Genomic DNA, 14,577 nt, shown 5'->3' with positions numbered 1-14,577 from the left:
GGTCGCCGGTGCTGTGGCAGATGTTCGAACCCGACGCGGTCCCTGCATAGCGGCGTTCAGCGGCAATCCAAGCATGGTGCCGACCAAGGAGATTCGTCGCAACGTGTTCCCCGAAGCTGCATTCACCCGACACGGCGCTCGGTTCGCGCCACACCCGGCGGACGGTCGCCGATTGCGGGATCGGCCGTGGCCAGCGCCTCGGCGATCGGCGTACCGGTGCGTTCAGCGAAAATCAGTCGCTCCCGAACTTCGCGCGGCGTGCGGGGCCGATAGCCAGGACCAGTGCCACAGCAGCCGCCGGAGAAGTTCAGCCCGGATTCGAGCACGGCTTCGAGCGCTCGCCAACTCGCCTTGTCGACTTTCCTGGGCACCTCCAGGTGCGGACCGGCGTCGAGGAGGTCCCCACGGCATTGCGGGCAGCGGGCCGGCCCCTGTCCGATCGAGTACTTGTAAGAGCCCCGGCAGCGCAGGCACACCAGATGTGTCCGGCTGGGGTAGATGCACATGCGGGCAAAGTACATTCGCGACTCCGTCGGGTCGAGTCATTTCGGCCCGGGATGCGGCTTCAGTCGGCCGGGCAGGCGGCTCTCACGATGGCGCCCGATCCCGTCAGTGACAGGCGTCGGCGATACCTGACATCCACTCGCGAATCGCCTTGCGCTGCGCGGGAGTAAGGCCGGCTTCCAGCTCCGCCTCGCGCCGCGCGACGGCCACCCGCGCCGCCGCGTATCGCTGCATTCCCGCCTCGGTCACCTGGATCTGGTGCGTACGACGATCGGTCGGATGCGGGCGGCGTTCGATCAGGCCCTCCTTCTCCAGTCCGCCGATCATCTCGTTCGCGGCCTGCCGGGTACTCGCCACCTCTCGTGCGATATCGGCCACCGACATCCCCGGCTGTGCGGCGGTCATCATCAGCGTGGCGTACTGCGAGGTCGACAGTCCGAACTCCTTGAGCTCCTCGCCGATCGCCGCCCGCATATTCAGCCAGACCTTGCGAACGATGAAGGTCAGCGATCCGCCTTCCGCATGCACGCGCAACCCTTTCCGAGATTGACAGGTTCCTGACGATAATGCACTCTCGATAACGTCAGGTTCCTACCAATCGTATCGAAGGTTTCCATGACCACGCCCGCGACACTGCCGAACGTCAGGCAGCGGTTGATCCTCGCCGTACTCCTGCTGTCCTCCTTGCTCATCTGGATGGACAACACGATCCTCAGCACCGCTCTCGAAACTCTCTCCGATCCGGTCCGCGGTTTGAATGCCAGCCCCGCACAACTGCAATGGACAACCGGCTCTTACACATTGGTCTTCGCCGCGCTGATGTTCACCGCAGGCGCCCTCGGCGATCGCTTCGGGCACCGGGCCGTGCTCGCCACCGGGATGACCGTCTTCGCCGCCTCGTCCATGTGGGCCGCCTACTCCGCCGACGCCGGGCAGCTCATTGCCGCCCGCGCCGCCATGGGGGTCGGCAGCGCGCTCATCATGCCCGCGACGATGGCCATCCTCACCTGGACCTTCACCGGGCCCGCGCGGGCGACCGCCATCGGTATCACCTCGGCGTCGGCCGGTGTGGGTATCGCGGCGGGACCCTTGATCGCGGGTGTGCTGCTCGACCGTTTCTGGTGGGGCTCGGTGTTTCTCGTCAACGTCCCGGCCGTTGCGCTCGGGTTGGTGGGGATCGCGACGCTCATCCCGGACTTCCGCAGTCCCACCCGGCGTCCGCTGGATCTTCCTGGATTGGCGCTGTCCATCACTGGACTTGCGCTCCTGGCCTACGGCCTGATTCGCGCGGGTCAGGTCGCGACCTGGGGCCGCGTGGATGTCTGGCTGCCGGTCACCACGGGTATTCTGCTGCTGGCCGCCTTCGTGATCGTCGAATTGCGCAGTGCCCAGCCCAGTTTCAACCCACGACTGCTCGCGCAACGCACCTTCGGTGGCGGTAACGCCGCCATCGGCTTGCTGCTGTTCGCCATGACCGCCGTCGGTTTCTACGGCGCTTTCTATCTCCAAGGCGCACGTGGCTTCTCGGCATTGCAAGCCGGACTGGCCAGCTCCCCGGGCGCACTCGGCGCGATCGTCGGCGGCCCGCTCGGCATCCGCTTGGTCCGCCGCTGGGGGCTGCGTCCCGTCACCGTGACCGCACTGACCGTCGCGGGACTGGCCATGGGCACCTTCGGTTTCTTCGGACTGGACACTTCGATGGTCTGGTACGAGATCCTCGTCCTCATCCAGGGCCTTGCCATCGGTCTGGTCATCGGCTCGGTGACGGCGGCCCTCATGGCCACCCTGCCGATGGAACAGGCAGGCGCCGGATCGGCCGTCACCAACACGGTGCGTCAGACCGGCAGCGTGCTCGGTATCGCAGTGGGCGGGACGATCATGTCCATCGTGTACAGCCGGGGCATCGAATCGGCGCTGCCCGGCCTGCCCCCTGACGTGCAGGACCGAGCGCGCATCTCCGCGGAACAGGCCCGGCATGTCGCCGACGCCGTCGGGCTGCCCGACCTGGCGCGCGCCGCCGACGACGCGTTCGTGCACGCCATGCACGTCGGCGCGGTCTGGACCATGCTCATCGCACTCTCCGGAGCGGCCGTACTGGCCATCGCCCTGCGACCCACGCGTCAAACATCCGGCATCCTCATCACCCGGCGCGAGTTCCAAGACGCGGACGCGTAGCCGAGCCCGGCGATCCGAGCGACGGTCAGCGCGCGGCGCGGTCGGCGACGATGGTGTCGAGGCGGGCGCCGAGTGCGTTGACCTGGTCGCGCAGCTCCGTCACCGTCTCGATGGAACAGTCGACGTCCGCCAGCACCTCGGCGATCATCTGCCTGGCTTGCTGTTTCAGTGCGAGCCCCGCATCGGTGGCGTGCAGATGCACGGCCCGCCGGTCGTGCGAGCTGCGCACGCTCTCGACCAGGCCGCGCGCCTGGAGCCGCTGCACGAGCGGAGAGACGGTGCCGTAGTCGAGCCGTAGCCGATCGGCGAGCTGCTTCATCGTCATTCCCGGGTTCTCCCAGAGCGCGAGCAGCGTGAGGTACTGCGGGTAGGTCACCCGCATGGCGTCGAGATACGGCCGGTAGGCCGCGGTCATCGAGCGCGAGGTCGAGTACAGGGCAAAGCACAGCTGGGCCGCGAGCGAGAGCACGTCATCGGTGCCCGCGGCGGCGGCCTCGACCGCGCCTGTATGCGCTTCTTCGGGCATATCTGCACTGTACGAGAGTGCGGGTGCTTCGTGAACCGTCGAAAATCGGTGGCTCGAGCGGACGTCCCGGATTAGCTTGCCCCGTATGGCTGAGATACACGGGCGGTGCGCGAGCGAATTCGGCACGGTGGCAGATACTTTGGCGGCGTCGTTGGATCGCGACGACGTGGGGGCCTCGGTGGCGGTGTCGGTGGGCGACGAACTCGTGGTCGACATCTGGGGCGGATATACCGACGAGTCGCGCACCGCGCGGTGGCAGCGCGACACCATCACCAACGTCTGGTCGACGACCAAAACCATGACGGCGCTGTGCGCGCTGGTCCTCGCGGACCGCGGCGACCTCGATCCGGCGGCGCCGGTGGCCGAGTACTGGCCCGAATTCGGCGCCGCGGGCAAGGAAAGCGTGCTGGTGCGGCACGTGCTCTCGCATACCGCGGGCTTGCCGACCTGGGACGAGCCGATGACGGTGGAAGATCTCTACGAGTGGCCGACCGCTACGGCACGGCTTGCGGCGCAACCTCTCCGCTGGTCGCCGGGGACGGCGGCCGGCTACCACGGGCTCACCCAGGGTTATCTGGTGGGCGAGATCGTCCGGCGGATCACCGGTCGCAGTCTGGGTGCCTTCTTCGCCGAGGAGATCGCCGGGCCCCTGGAGGCCGACTTCCACATCGGGTTGCCCGCCGAGCACGACCACCGCGTAGCACCGATCATCGCGCCGCCCGCGAGCCCGGGGCGCGACGATTCCGCGCCGCGCGGCCCCGGCAATCCGTCGGTGCCCGCCGCCGCGGCCAACACCGCTGCCTGGCGGCGTTCGGAGATTCCGGCCGTCGGCGGATTCGGCAACGCCCGCTCGGTGACCGCCGTCCAGTCGGTGCTAGCGAACGGCGGCGCCTGGCGCGGCGTGCGGTTGCTGTCGCGAGAAGGCTGCGAACGCGCCGTCCACGAGCAGTTCCGCGGCATGGACACCGTGCTGGGCACACCGATGCGTTACGGCCTCGGATACGGTCTCGGCGGCGGCGAATCCCCCAGCGCCCGTACGTGTTTCTGGGGCGGCTGGGGTGGCTCGCTCGTCTGGGTCGACATGGACACGCGGATGACGGTGTCCTACGTCATGAACCGGATGCTCGACGACGACCGATCGCTCACCGACGACCGGTCGTTCGACATCGTCGCGGCCGCTTACGACGGGGTCACGGCGTGACCCGCGCCGCTCAGCCCGCGGCGACCTCGCTGCGGTCGCCGCTCCACAGCGTGTGGAACTTGCCCTCGGCGTCGATGCGCTCGTAGGTGTGCGCGCCGAAGAAATCGCGCTGTCCCTGGGTGAGCGCGGCGGGCAGCCGCTCGGCGCGCAGCGCGTCGTAGTACGACAGCGAGGACGCGAAGGCCGGGACCGGGATGCCGAGCAGGGTCGCGGTGGACACCACGCGCCGCCAGCTGTCGATGGCCGTCTCGATCGCTTCGCGGAAGTACGGCGCGAGGATCAGGCTCGGCAGAGCGGGATCCTGGTCGTAGGCCTCCTTGATCCGGTTCAGGAACCGGGCCCGGATGATGCAGCCGCCGCGCCAGATCGTCGCCAGGTCGCCCGGACGCAGATCCCAGTTGTATTCGGCGCTGCCCGCGGCGATCTGGTCGAAGCCCTGCGCGTACGCGACGACCTTCGACGCGTACAGCGCCTGGCGGATGTCCTCGGTGAATTGCTCTACGTCGGTGGGCTTTTCGGCCAGCGTGCCGGAGGCGAGGCCGACCGCGGCCTTGCGCTGCGCGCGGGAACCGGACAGCGCCCTGGCGAAGACCGCCTCGGCGATGCCGGTCACCGGGACGCCGAGATCGAGCGCGGACTTGACGGTCCAGCGGCCGGTGCCCTTCTGCTCGGCGGCGTCGACGATGATGTCGACCAGCGGGCGGCCGGTCTTCGCGTCGACCTGCGCGAGCACCTCGGCGGTGATCTCGACCAGGTAGCTCTCCAGGTCGCCGGAGTTCCACTGGGTGAACACATCCGCGATCTGCTTGGCGTCCAGACCGAGCGCGTCGCGGAACAGGTGGTAGGCCTCGCCGATCAGCTGCATGTCGGCGTACTCGATGCCGTTGTGCACCATCTTGACGAAGTGCCCGGAACCGTCGGGGCCGATGTGGGTGCAGCACGGGGTGCCGTCGACCTGCGCCGCGATCGATTCCAGCAGCGGACCGAGCGACTCGTAGGACTCCTTCGGTCCGCCCGGCATGATCGCCGGACCGTTGAGCGCGCCCTCCTCGCCGCCCGAGATGCCCGCGCCGACGAAGTTCAGTCCGCGCTCGCGCATGGCGGCCTCGCGGCGGATCGTGTCGGTGTAGAGGGCGTTGCCGCCGTCGATGATGATGTCGCCCTGCTCCATCACCGCGGCGAGCTCCTCGATGACGGCGTCGGTCGCGTCACCGGCCTTGACCATGATCAGCACCCGGCGCGGCTTCTCCAGCGCCGCGACGAACTCCTCGACGGTCTCGGTGCGAACGAAATCGCCGTCGCCGCCGTGGTCGGCGAGCAGTGCGTCGGTCTTGGCCACGGAACGGTTGTGCAGCGCGACGGTATAACCGTGCCTGGCGAAGTTGCGGGCGATGTTGCTGCCCATGACAGCCAGGCCGGTAACACCGATTTGTGCACGCGCGGTAGAGGTCGGCATCGATCAGCTCTCTTCGTTCGTCAGGTCCGGTGGGTGTGCGAAAACTGGTTCCGCGGCGGCACCGTCGGCTCGTGCGAGCGACGCGGCCACCCTGTTGCCAAAGCTACTGGATGGCCGGTCGACCGCACCGAGACGGGTCGGAGGGATCTGATGAACGTGCGAGCGCGAATGGGCGAGCCGATCCGGGTGCGCGGACTCGCGGATCAGGCCAGCACGAGATCGACGTCGATGTTGCCGCGGGTGGCGTTCGAGTACGGGCAGACCTGGTGCGCCGCGTCGACCAGGGAGCGCGCCAGGGCGGGGTCGACGCCGGGCAGGTCGACGGTGAGGGTGACGGCCAGACCGAAACCGTCCCCGTTGGGGCCGATGCCGACCGCGCCGGTCACCGCGGAGTCCGCGACCTTCACCTTCTCGCGGCGGGCGACGAGCTGGAGCGCGCTGTGGAAGCAGGCGGCGTATCCCGCGGCGAACAGCTGTTCGGGGTTGGTGCCCGCACCGCCCGCGCCGCCGAGTTCCTTCGGGATGCTCAGTTCCAGGTCGAGCGCCTGGTCGGAGGAACGGACGTGCCCGCCGCGTCCGGCGCCGGTCGCGGTGGCCTGTGCGGTGTAGAGGGTGCTCATGGGGTGCCTTTCTCGAAGAACGTGCCGTGCCCCATGAACGGTAGCGGGCAACTCAGTTGCACACAACTAATATGGGATGTGAAACGGGCCGCACACCGCGGGCGGAGTCGGTTCCGCCCGCGGTGTGCGACCCGCCGAGCGGCTAGATCACCGCGTTCATGATCGTCCCCGCGCTGGTCGCGACGGCGCCTCCCGCCATCGCGCTGGCGATCATCTTCGGCGACTGTAGACCGCCACCGCTCCACTTTTCCCAGGCGAAACGGCCACCGCCGTAAGTAATGGCGGTGATCCCGGACAGCTGAACGAGCCAGGTGAAGTACCGACCCATTTGCATGAGCTTGTCCGCCAGCGGCGGCTCTTCCGGGGTCGGATTGCTGTACTGCGCGAGGACAGTGTCGTGTAACGCGCAGAGGATCGTGCTCACTGTCATACTCCTTCGCGGATGCTGGAGTGATGCTGGGGATTCGTTTTCACGAGAGCGCGATACTTCGAAAACGGAGAACTCTCCCATTCAACCCCACCAAGATCATGTGATGGGCCGGACACACCCAATTCGTTATGACTCGACTCACACCGGCGCACCCGTGCCATGGCAGGCCCGCGGTTCTAGGATTCGAGGGGTGCAGGGGGATTGACAAGGGAACAGGCGCGACGCGGCGCTGTCCCTGTTTCGACGCCGACCTCACGCTGATTCCGGGGAGGGCACATGGCTTTTCTGCTTCTACTGCTCTTGCTCATGCTCGCCGTCACCGTCTCCGTCGTCGTTGCCGCCTACGGCACGGTGATTGCCACGTACTGGTTCGAAATGCGCCACCGCCGCGCCGACCCGCCGGATCTGACCGCCGCGCACTGAGCGGTCGACCGCGAGTTTGGGAGCGATCGGTCCGGCAACTCCGGTCACGGGCGTTTTCGACGCCCGTGACCGCGATCGGAGGTGAGCCGGATGGTGAACGACGTCGAGAAGCGCTGGTCCGATCCGGAGGGATTTCGCCAAGCCGTCCGGTACGACCTCGCGGTTCTCGGCACGGCGGCGCTCGTCGCGCTGGTGGCCACGGTCTGGGCCGCAGGCCGGGAGGCGTGCCTGTCCGGTCCGCTGCTGTGCGACGCCGCCTCGAGTATTGCGGTGCTGCTCGTGCCCGCCGTCGTCCTGCTGGCGGGCGGCATCGGCGCCTTCGTCATCACTTATCTGCGCTGGCGGCGCGGCCGGGTCTGGCCGATCTGGCAGGGCGCCGGGTGGTTCCTGTTCGTCATGATGCTCGTCTACGTCTCGATCGGCGGGACCGCGATGGCCCGCTGACCGACCCGGGCGCCCGGGGCCGTTCATCGGTTGTAGTCCCAGTAGTGCAGCCACTTGACCGACTCGAACAGCAGCAGCGTCAGACCGTAGAGGGCCACGACGATCGCGGCCCCGAGCGCACTCACGCGCCAGCCCGCGCCGTCGACCGGATCGACCCACCACCGGAAACAGGCGGCCACGGCGGGCGAGAGTATCCAGCTCATCAACGCGACGCTCACGATCTGGCTGAGCCACATCGCCAGCCAGGGTGGCGCGCCGTTCTCGTCCAGCACCGGGCCGAGGAACCTGGACAGCGTCATCACCGTCGGATACAGCACGAGCAGCACCAGCATCGCGATCTTCCAGGTGGGCGTCACCCGAGTCTGGCCGTCGACGGTGCGCAGCGTCGAACCGAACGGCGTGGTGTGCGCGACGACCGAGAAATCCTCGGTCAGTTCGGCGCGCAGCGCGGGCAGGGCCGCGGCGCGCTCCTTCGAGCGCATCCAGTCCGACAGGTGCTGGGCCGTGCGAAATCGCAGCACCGTGAACCACCGGCCGGTGTCGCCGCGAGGGAACAGCGCGACACCCTCGAATCCGGGGAACGTGGCGCTCAGGGTGACCAGTTCCGCCTCCGCCGCAACGAATTCCGCCGCTTTGCCCCGGGTGACGCTGTGATGGAACACCCCGACGCCGGGCGGCGGCAACCCTCCCTCGACGATGACCAGATCCGAGCTCTTCCGGTGAAAGCCGAGCGAATCTCCCTCGGCGAGCGCATGGGACCTGGCGGTCGAGTCCAGGAAGTCGTTCACCTGCCGCTCTGTTCCGAAGGTGGCGCTGAACCCTGGTTCCAGGGCCGGGTCGTCGCTCACCGCGCGGCAACTCTCCACGAATCCCTCGGCGACCGAGGCCATTTCGGTCATCCGATCCAGCCAGGCGGCGAAGGCCGCGCTGTCCGCGGGACGATGGAAGACGGTGACGGCGGTGGCGTTCATCGGCGGCCCGCTAGCGGTCGTCGACGCGGCGACCTCGGACGTAGACCTGCGCGATCGTCGATTCGTCCATCCCCATCAGCAACGCGAACAGCGTCTGATCGCGCGCGAGGACGGAGTCGTCGGATCGAATCCCTTGCGCCAGAGTGCCTTCCAGCGCCGGTGTGCCCGTGGGATCGATGACGACGAAATCGGCCTCCTTGCCGACATCGAAGTTGCCGAACCGGCTCTCCATGTCGAGGGCGCGCGCGCCGGCCAGCGTTCCGGTGAACAGCATCTCCGCCGGATGCATCGACACTCCGTCCTCGCCCGGCTCGGAGATGTGCACCTTGAACGCCGCGGAGAGCACCCGCGGGATCGACCATTCGTCGCCGCCGCCGTAGTCGGTGCCCGCGGCCACCGTGACGCCCGAGGCGATCGTCCGCTTCCACGGCATCGTGCCGGACCCGAGGAACTGCTGCGACACCGGGCAATGCGCGATCGAACTGCCGGTCTGCGCCAAGCGCCGCAGTTCCGAATCCTGGCAGTGCACGCTGTGCGCGAGGATGCTGCGCCTGCCGAGCAGGCTCTTGCCGCCCACTTGCGAGCCGGGCAGGAACTTCCCGTCGTAGGTGTCCAGGTAGGAATCCACCTGGTACGCCTGCTTGGTGCTGTCGACCTCGCCGGTGCCGGGACGGTTGTTCTCGTTCAGGTGGCTGTGGAAATAGACGCCCTGATCGCGCACGGAGTCGTAGAGCTCGCCGAGGTTGCGCAGCGTTTCGCGGGTCACCGCCAGCGCGAAGCGCGGAACCACCGCCACATGCAGCAGGGCCGTGTCGACGTCGCCGGTGTCGATGGCATGCCAGGTGTCGATCTCCGATTTGGTCAGCCGGATCGCCTCGTCCTCGGAGGTCATCAGCGGCGCGACGGACGCCTCGCCCGTGGTCTGGATACCGCGGCCGCTGACCATGCGCAGGCCGCGCCGGCGCGTCTCGGCGAACAGCGCGTCCTGGGCGTGCGGAAACGCCGACCCGAAGACCATCGCGGCGGTGGTGCCCGCGGCGAGACGGCGGGCGCAGAATTCGACGGCCGCCCGATGCGCGTACACGGGGTCGGCCAGCTGGGCTTCGGACGGGTAGATGCAGCGCGTGAGCCATTCGAGCAGCTGGCCGCCGCCGTAGGCGTCGCCCGCGAAGGTCTGCGGGAAGTGGATGTGGGTGTCGACAAAGCCGGGAAGCAGGAAGCCCGGGCGGTGGTCCATCGGGGGCACGCCACGGAATTCGGCCGGGATCTCGTCTCGGGCGCCGCAATAGGCGATCCGCCCGTCCCCGGCGACGATCAGAGCGCCGTCCGGTATGGAAACCAGCGCGTCCGCCGCCTCCTGGACGGTCGCTTGTCCAGTGACGTGAAAGATGTGCCCCAAGTGGACTTGGCTCACGCGTCGAGCACAACACAGCGCGCGGCGCAATATTGGCAATTCCCACAAAAAGACATCTTGACCTGCAACTCAGGTGACAACATTTTCTAAGGACGGTGTCTTTGCACATTCCTGGCAAACCATTGGCATCGGAGGCGAGATCGAAGTTGCCGGTGGCGGAAGGTGACCGGCGCCACCGATGCGACGGACCCGCCTGCTCCTCGATGCCCGCTCACCTCGTGCAATACTCGATAGGCATGACCGCAGAAAACGCTCGTGCCGGATCTGCAGTTCCCGATGCCTCGGCCGTCGCCGCCGCGCTGCAGGTAGCCCGCCGCGCTCCCTCCCTGCACAACTCCCAGCCGTGGCGCCTGATCTTCGACGGCAAGCGGCTGCACCTGTACAGCGACCCCGATCGGCTGCTTCCGATGGCCGATCCGGACGGGCGCCAGCAGGTGATCAGCTGCGGCGCACTGTTGCACCACACCAGGACCGCGTTCGCCGCAAATGGCTGGCACACCGAGGTCGTTCGGCTGCCCGATCCGGCGCGGCCGCGCTATCTGGCCGCCCTCGCCTTCCGGCCCTGGCCCGATCCGCCCGAACGCATCCGCAATCAGGCCCGCATCATCGGGCGCAGGTACTCCGACCGACTGCCGATGGACGCACCCGACGGCTGGGACGCCCTCCTGCCCGGCGTGACGGAAGTGGCGCGCGCGTGCGAGATCACGCTCGACGACCTGCCCGACTCGGTGCGCGACCGACTCGCCGCCGTGTCCGATCAGGCCGCCGCGCTGCGTCGCTACGACAAGCCGTATCAGAGCGAATTGCGCTGGTGGACTGGACATTTCGATATATCCGAGGGCATTCCTCCGACCGCGCTCGCGACCACGGCCGAGGCGGGGCGCGTGCCCGTTCGCCGCGACTTCCCCCTCGCGCCGGGAACCACCCGCCGGACGACGGCCGAGGATCGAGCCCGTCTGCTGTCATTGAGCTCCTCGGGCGACACGCCCGCGCAGTGGTTGCGCACCGGCGAGGCGCTGTCGGCGGTGCTGCTGGAGTGCACCGGCGCCGGGCTCTCGACGTGTCCGCTCACGCACATCACCGAGCTGCCCGCGGCCCGGCGCGTGATCGAGACACTGATACCCGGCCACCTGCGCCCCCAGGTCGTCATCCGCGTGGGCAGCGCACCCGAACCGGATCCCGTGCCGCCGACACCCCGCCTACCGATCGAGGACATCCTCACCATCACCTCCGAATAGCCGGGACGCGCCCGTTCGGCACGGACATCATCGCGCCCACAGCGAACCGGACCAAGGAAACGAATCGCAAGGTTTGCTAACGACCGCGCACGGATCGCCGATGCACCTCGTGTCGACGACGACACCGGCACCCTCGGCCACGTGGCGCAGAGCTGCGCTTTCGCTCCGGTCGTGCGCGAGTCGGGACGGGCATCGCACGCCGACGCCAGTACGCTGACCTCGCACGTCGACACCGGGCGCTTCGCGATCCCGGTCCGCCCTCCGGTTCACACCTGTCAAGGAGTTCACTTGGCTCGGCAACGTCGCACCAGCAGCCTGTCCGCGTCCCGTCGCGGCGCCATCGCCACCACCGCGCTCGCGCTCGCGCTCGCCGCGGGCATCGGCGCCGCCGCCGCGCGCCCCGTCGGCGCCTTCGATGTCGGCGGGGCCATCGAGGTCGAATACGACCGCGCGGGCGGGCCCGCCGCCCTCGGCGATCCCGTCACCCCCGAACTCGACGCGGGCCGCGGCGGACGATTCCAAGCCTTCGAACGCAACGCCTCCGTCTATTGGCATCCCGAGGCCGACGCCCACCTGATCGGCGGCTCGATCCGCGACAAGTGGGGCACGTTCGGTTGGGAGAACGGCGTCCTCGGTTACCCCGTCACCGGAGAACTCGCCACACCGGGCAGACCGGGCAGCTTCAACCACTTCCAAGGCGGATCCATCTACTGGTCCCTCGGCACCGACGCACACCAGATCGGCGGGGCCATTCGCGACAGGTGGGGAGCCTACGGCTGGGAAGGTGGTGCCCTCGGCTTCCCCATTACCGACGAAGCCACCGCCGCCGCGGACAACGGCCGCTACAACCTCTTCGCAGGCGGCGCCATCTACTGGTCCGCACCCACCGGCGCCCACGTCGTCTGGGGCGCCATTCGCGACGACTGGGTCCGCGCGGGAGCCGAGAACGGCCGCTACGGCTACCCCACCGGCGAAGAATACGACTACCAGGGCGGCAAGGCCCAGGACTTCCAAGGCGGTCGAATCACCTGGATGCCCTGAGCCTTTCGGACGCTAGTTGCTCGTGGCGGTTCCGTTCAGCCGGAACCACCACGACTGCGCGTTGCGAGTGGGCTTGATGACGAAGTTCTGGGCCATATGGGTACCGAAGCTGCACCTGATGCTCATCGTGATGTTGTTGTTCCGATTCAAGGTGACGGGAATCCATACGATGTCGTCGCCCGCGTCGCCGCCGTTCTTCCCCGACGTGTGGTTGTGGTAGGTCACGAACGCGACCTTGTTCCGCGGCCCGGTGCAGTCCCAGCCACCCCACTTCGGCACGATGCCGTAGACGCCCGCCGAAGCGGCCTGCGCGGGAGGCGGCGCCAGAAGCACACTGCCGAGGACCATTGCCGCGCCGACCATTGCGCGCCGGTGAAAGCTGTTCATGCGATTCCCTTTCCGGTAACGCCCCGAAGTATTCCGGCCCGGTCGCTGCCGTGATGCCGTTCGGCGAGCGGACATCCGAGGTCACCTCCGTGTCCGCTTCGTCACGGTTCCCAGCCGCTCGGCGCACGCGACTGTGCAGCACGGCAGGAGTTCCGGTGCTGCCGGTCAACGGAGTTCGAGATAGCAATAAATTGCTTGCTCCTCCGCGACGGCGCCAGGGAATTCTTCGTATGATATGGAAACCATACGAAGGAAGGGCGAGACGATGAGCCGGGAAGCCGCGAAACGTCAGCACCGCCGCGAGACGCAGACGGTCAAACGCGGGCTGCGCGAGCTGAATACGCAACTCGCCCTGTTGAACCGGCGCTTCGGCGGCAAGGTGGAGCTCAGGGACGTGGACTGGACCTGCCTGGATCTGATCGACCTGCACGGCCCGCTGACGCCGACAGCGCTGGCCCGCACGGCGAATCTGCACCCGGCGACGCTGACGGGCATTCTCGACCGGCTGGAGCGCGGCGGTTGGGTCGTCAGGGAGCGCGACCCCGAGGCCGCCGACCGGCGGGCGGTGACCGTGCGCGCGCTCGGCGATCGCAATCACGAGCTGTTCGACCTGTTCGCCGGCATGAACGGCCGGATGGACGAGCTCTGCGAGGACTACACGCCCGCCGAACTGGAACTGATCGCCGGGTTCCTGCACCGCACCGCGACGGCGGGCCGCGCAGCCGCCGACGAGCTCGCCTGAGCCCACGCGAGACGCCGGAAACTGTTACGAAAACCATATGAAGTCTTTACGGTCGCCAGATAATATGAGATTCATATCTTATGACCGAGAGAGGAACCTCATGTATCTCGTCACCGGCGCCACCGGCGTCATCGGCCGACCGTTGGTCACCGCGCTGACCTCCGGCGGACTCCCGGTCCGGGCGGTTTCCCGGCACCCCCACGTCGCGCTGCCCGACGGCGTCGACCTGGTGTCGCCCGAGGATCTGGATCTCGCGGGTGTCGAATCCCTGTTCGTCCACCCGCGAGCGACGAAGGACTCCGTCGACGACCTGCTCCGCCGAGCTGTCGCCCACGACGTCCGGCGCGTCGTCGTCCTGTCGGCCATCAATGCCGACGACGAACCGGCGCATCAGCCGTCCCGGTTCAATGGCGATCGCAACACCGAAGTGGAGCGAGCGGTGGTCGCCTGCGGGCTGCCGTGGGTGAGCGTGCGGCCCAGCTCGTTCGCGATGAACACCCTGGCGATGTGGCGCGGTGTCATCTCGATGGGCGACAAGGTGTTCGGTCCGTATGCGGCGTTCTCGGAGGCCGTCATCCACGAAAAGGACGTCGCCGACGTGATCGCTCGCGCCATGGTCGACGACGCGCTCGACGGACGACGGCTCTCGATCACCGGCCCCGAGGCGCTCAGCCTGGAGCAGCTCGTCACGATCATCGGCACGGTGATCGGCAAACCCCTGAGATACCAAGAGGTTCCGGCCGAAGCAGCCGCGTCGGCGATGATCGCGCACGGCCTGGACGAGGGGTTCGTGCACGCACTGATGAACCGCTACGCTCGCGAACTCGAGCGCCGACCGGTCGTCACGGAGGAGCTGGCGACGATCCTGGGACGGCCCACGCGCTCGTTCGCCGACTGGGTCGCCGATCACCGGAACGAGTGGTCGTAACTGGAATCCGTAATACGCTGCCGGGTAAGAGGATTACTTGGATCACCGACCGTCCGGGTCGGTGATCCCGACAGAAG

At 68.0% G+C, this 14,577-nt stretch carries 17 protein-coding genes; 8 read left to right on the top strand and 9 right to left on the bottom strand.

The window, feature by feature from the left end; translation table 11 throughout:
• Positions 1 to 122: 122 nt before the first annotated feature.
• Together ACRWNM_RS21190 and ACRWNM_RS21185 are read right to left on the bottom strand one after the other, a co-directional pair.
• Positions 123 to 521, bottom strand: a complete 399-nt coding sequence (locus tag ACRWNM_RS21190; RefSeq protein WP_431969786.1) for a hypothetical protein — start codon at positions 519 to 521, stop codon at positions 123 to 125.
• Positions 522 to 609: 88 nt separating this feature from the next.
• On the bottom strand, positions 610 to 1,032 hold the full coding sequence (locus ACRWNM_RS21185; protein ID WP_431969785.1) for a MarR family winged helix-turn-helix transcriptional regulator: 423 nt from the start codon (positions 1,030 to 1,032) through the stop codon (positions 610 to 612).
• Between the two features lie 87 nt (positions 1,033 to 1,119).
• Between ACRWNM_RS21185 and ACRWNM_RS21180 the strand changes: the two genes are divergently transcribed.
• Entirely contained in the window at positions 1,120 to 2,679 is a 1,560-nt protein-coding gene (locus ACRWNM_RS21180; protein ID WP_431969784.1) for an MFS transporter, read from the top strand.
• Positions 2,680 to 2,704: 25 nt separating this feature from the next.
• On the opposite strand, the gene ACRWNM_RS21175 is transcribed toward ACRWNM_RS21180, so the two are convergent.
• On the bottom strand, positions 2,705 to 3,205 hold the full coding sequence (locus ACRWNM_RS21175) for a MarR family winged helix-turn-helix transcriptional regulator (protein ID WP_431969783.1): 501 nt from the start codon (positions 3,203 to 3,205) through the stop codon (positions 2,705 to 2,707).
• 85 nt (positions 3,206 to 3,290) lie between these two features.
• Here ACRWNM_RS21175 and ACRWNM_RS21170 point away from each other — a divergent pair, with 85 nt between their 5' ends.
• Complete coding sequence (locus tag ACRWNM_RS21170) at positions 3,291 to 4,406, top strand: serine hydrolase domain-containing protein (RefSeq protein ID WP_431969782.1); 1,116 nt, start codon at positions 3,291 to 3,293, stop codon at positions 4,404 to 4,406.
• A 10-nt stretch (positions 4,407 to 4,416) separates the two neighbouring features.
• Here ACRWNM_RS21170 and gndA read toward each other — a convergent pair whose 3' ends face one another.
• From gndA to ACRWNM_RS21155, 3 genes are all read right to left on the bottom strand, one after another.
• Complete coding sequence (gene gndA, locus ACRWNM_RS21165) at positions 4,417 to 5,862, bottom strand: NADP-dependent phosphogluconate dehydrogenase (RefSeq protein ID WP_431969781.1); 1,446 nt, start codon at positions 5,860 to 5,862, stop codon at positions 4,417 to 4,419.
• A gap of 203 nt (positions 5,863 to 6,065) precedes the next feature.
• Positions 6,066 to 6,482 (bottom strand): organic hydroperoxide resistance protein, encoded by a 417-nt coding sequence (locus ACRWNM_RS21160; RefSeq protein ID WP_431969780.1) that lies wholly within the window; start codon positions 6,480 to 6,482, stop codon positions 6,066 to 6,068.
• A gap of 142 nt (positions 6,483 to 6,624) precedes the next feature.
• Positions 6,625 to 6,906 (bottom strand): hypothetical protein, encoded by a 282-nt coding sequence (locus ACRWNM_RS21155; RefSeq protein ID WP_431969779.1) that lies wholly within the window; start codon positions 6,904 to 6,906, stop codon positions 6,625 to 6,627.
• A gap of 282 nt (positions 6,907 to 7,188) precedes the next feature.
• Here ACRWNM_RS21155 and ACRWNM_RS21150 point away from each other — a divergent pair, with 282 nt between their 5' ends.
• Positions 7,189 to 7,335, top strand: a complete 147-nt coding sequence (locus ACRWNM_RS21150) for a hypothetical protein (RefSeq protein WP_431969778.1) — start codon at positions 7,189 to 7,191, stop codon at positions 7,333 to 7,335.
• A 90-nt stretch (positions 7,336 to 7,425) separates the two neighbouring features.
• Positions 7,426 to 7,779 carry a hypothetical protein gene (locus tag ACRWNM_RS21145; protein WP_431969777.1) on the top strand — a complete coding sequence of 118 codons (354 nt, stop codon included), beginning with the start codon at positions 7,426 to 7,428 and terminating at the stop codon, positions 7,777 to 7,779.
• Positions 7,780 to 7,802: 23 nt separating this feature from the next.
• Here ACRWNM_RS21145 and ACRWNM_RS21140 read toward each other — a convergent pair whose 3' ends face one another.
• Positions 7,803 to 8,750 carry an antibiotic biosynthesis monooxygenase gene (locus tag ACRWNM_RS21140; protein WP_431969776.1) on the bottom strand — a complete coding sequence of 316 codons (948 nt, stop codon included), beginning with the start codon at positions 8,748 to 8,750 and terminating at the stop codon, positions 7,803 to 7,805.
• A gap of 10 nt (positions 8,751 to 8,760) precedes the next feature.
• Entirely contained in the window at positions 8,761 to 10,164 is a 1,404-nt protein-coding gene (locus ACRWNM_RS21135) for an amidohydrolase family protein (RefSeq protein ID WP_431969775.1), read from the bottom strand.
• A 236-nt stretch (positions 10,165 to 10,400) separates the two neighbouring features.
• On the opposite strand from ACRWNM_RS21135, the gene ACRWNM_RS21130 reads away from it, so the two are divergent.
• Positions 10,401 to 11,402 (top strand): Acg family FMN-binding oxidoreductase, encoded by a 1,002-nt coding sequence (locus ACRWNM_RS21130; RefSeq protein WP_431969774.1) that lies wholly within the window; start codon positions 10,401 to 10,403, stop codon positions 11,400 to 11,402.
• A gap of 288 nt (positions 11,403 to 11,690) precedes the next feature.
• Positions 11,691 to 12,443, top strand: coding sequence for an LGFP repeat-containing protein (locus tag ACRWNM_RS21125; protein WP_431969773.1), 753 nt, complete (start codon positions 11,691 to 11,693; stop codon positions 12,441 to 12,443).
• A gap of 12 nt (positions 12,444 to 12,455) precedes the next feature.
• On the opposite strand, the gene ACRWNM_RS21120 is transcribed toward ACRWNM_RS21125, so the two are convergent.
• The gene (locus tag ACRWNM_RS21120) at positions 12,456 to 12,830 is read right to left on the bottom strand and encodes a hypothetical protein (protein ID WP_431969772.1); all 375 of its coding nucleotides are present in this window, start codon (positions 12,828 to 12,830) and stop codon (positions 12,456 to 12,458) included.
• A 265-nt stretch (positions 12,831 to 13,095) separates the two neighbouring features.
• On the opposite strand from ACRWNM_RS21120, the gene ACRWNM_RS21115 reads away from it, so the two are divergent.
• On the top strand, positions 13,096 to 13,572 hold the full coding sequence (locus ACRWNM_RS21115) for a MarR family transcriptional regulator (RefSeq protein WP_431969771.1): 477 nt from the start codon (positions 13,096 to 13,098) through the stop codon (positions 13,570 to 13,572).
• A 100-nt stretch (positions 13,573 to 13,672) separates the two neighbouring features.
• Positions 13,673 to 14,500, top strand: a complete 828-nt coding sequence (locus ACRWNM_RS21110; RefSeq protein ID WP_431969770.1) for an NAD(P)H-binding protein — start codon at positions 13,673 to 13,675, stop codon at positions 14,498 to 14,500.
• The last annotated feature ends 77 nt before the right edge of the window (positions 14,501 to 14,577 follow it).

This window comes from Nocardia sp. bgisy134, from assembly GCF_965341865.1.
Classification (GTDB): Bacteria; Actinomycetota; Actinomycetes; order Mycobacteriales; family Mycobacteriaceae; genus Nocardia.
The sequence above is the reverse complement of the archived record's forward strand: the minus strand, read 5'-3'. Positions and strand labels throughout refer to the sequence as shown.

Bases quoted from the DNA above. Each gene is read 5' to 3' on its own strand.
- ACRWNM_RS21190 (WP_431969786.1), bottom strand. From the start codon at position 521: ATGTACTTTGCCCGCATGTGCATCTACCCCAGCCGGACACATCTGGTG.
- ACRWNM_RS21180 (WP_431969784.1), top strand. From the start codon at position 1,120: ATGACCACGCCCGCGACACTGCCGAACGTCAGGCAGCGGTTGATCCTC.
- ACRWNM_RS21175 (WP_431969783.1), bottom strand. From the start codon at position 3,205: ATGCCCGAAGAAGCGCATACAGGCGCGGTCGAGGCCGCCGCCGCGGGC.
- ACRWNM_RS21170 (WP_431969782.1), top strand. From the start codon at position 3,291: ATGGCTGAGATACACGGGCGGTGCGCGAGCGAATTCGGCACGGTGGCA.
- gndA (WP_431969781.1), bottom strand. From the start codon at position 5,862: ATGCCGACCTCTACCGCGCGTGCACAAATCGGTGTTACCGGCCTGGCT.
- ACRWNM_RS21160 (WP_431969780.1), bottom strand. From the start codon at position 6,482: ATGAGCACCCTCTACACCGCACAGGCCACCGCGACCGGCGCCGGACGC.
- ACRWNM_RS21150 (WP_431969778.1), top strand. From the start codon at position 7,189: ATGGCTTTTCTGCTTCTACTGCTCTTGCTCATGCTCGCCGTCACCGTC.
- ACRWNM_RS21145 (WP_431969777.1), top strand. From the start codon at position 7,426: ATGGTGAACGACGTCGAGAAGCGCTGGTCCGATCCGGAGGGATTTCGC.
- ACRWNM_RS21140 (WP_431969776.1), bottom strand. From the start codon at position 8,750: ATGAACGCCACCGCCGTCACCGTCTTCCATCGTCCCGCGGACAGCGCG.
- ACRWNM_RS21130 (WP_431969774.1), top strand. From the start codon at position 10,401: ATGACCGCAGAAAACGCTCGTGCCGGATCTGCAGTTCCCGATGCCTCG.
- ACRWNM_RS21120 (WP_431969772.1), bottom strand. From the start codon at position 12,830: ATGAACAGCTTTCACCGGCGCGCAATGGTCGGCGCGGCAATGGTCCTC.
- ACRWNM_RS21115 (WP_431969771.1), top strand. From the start codon at position 13,096: ATGAGCCGGGAAGCCGCGAAACGTCAGCACCGCCGCGAGACGCAGACG.
- ACRWNM_RS21110 (WP_431969770.1), top strand. From the start codon at position 13,673: ATGTATCTCGTCACCGGCGCCACCGGCGTCATCGGCCGACCGTTGGTC.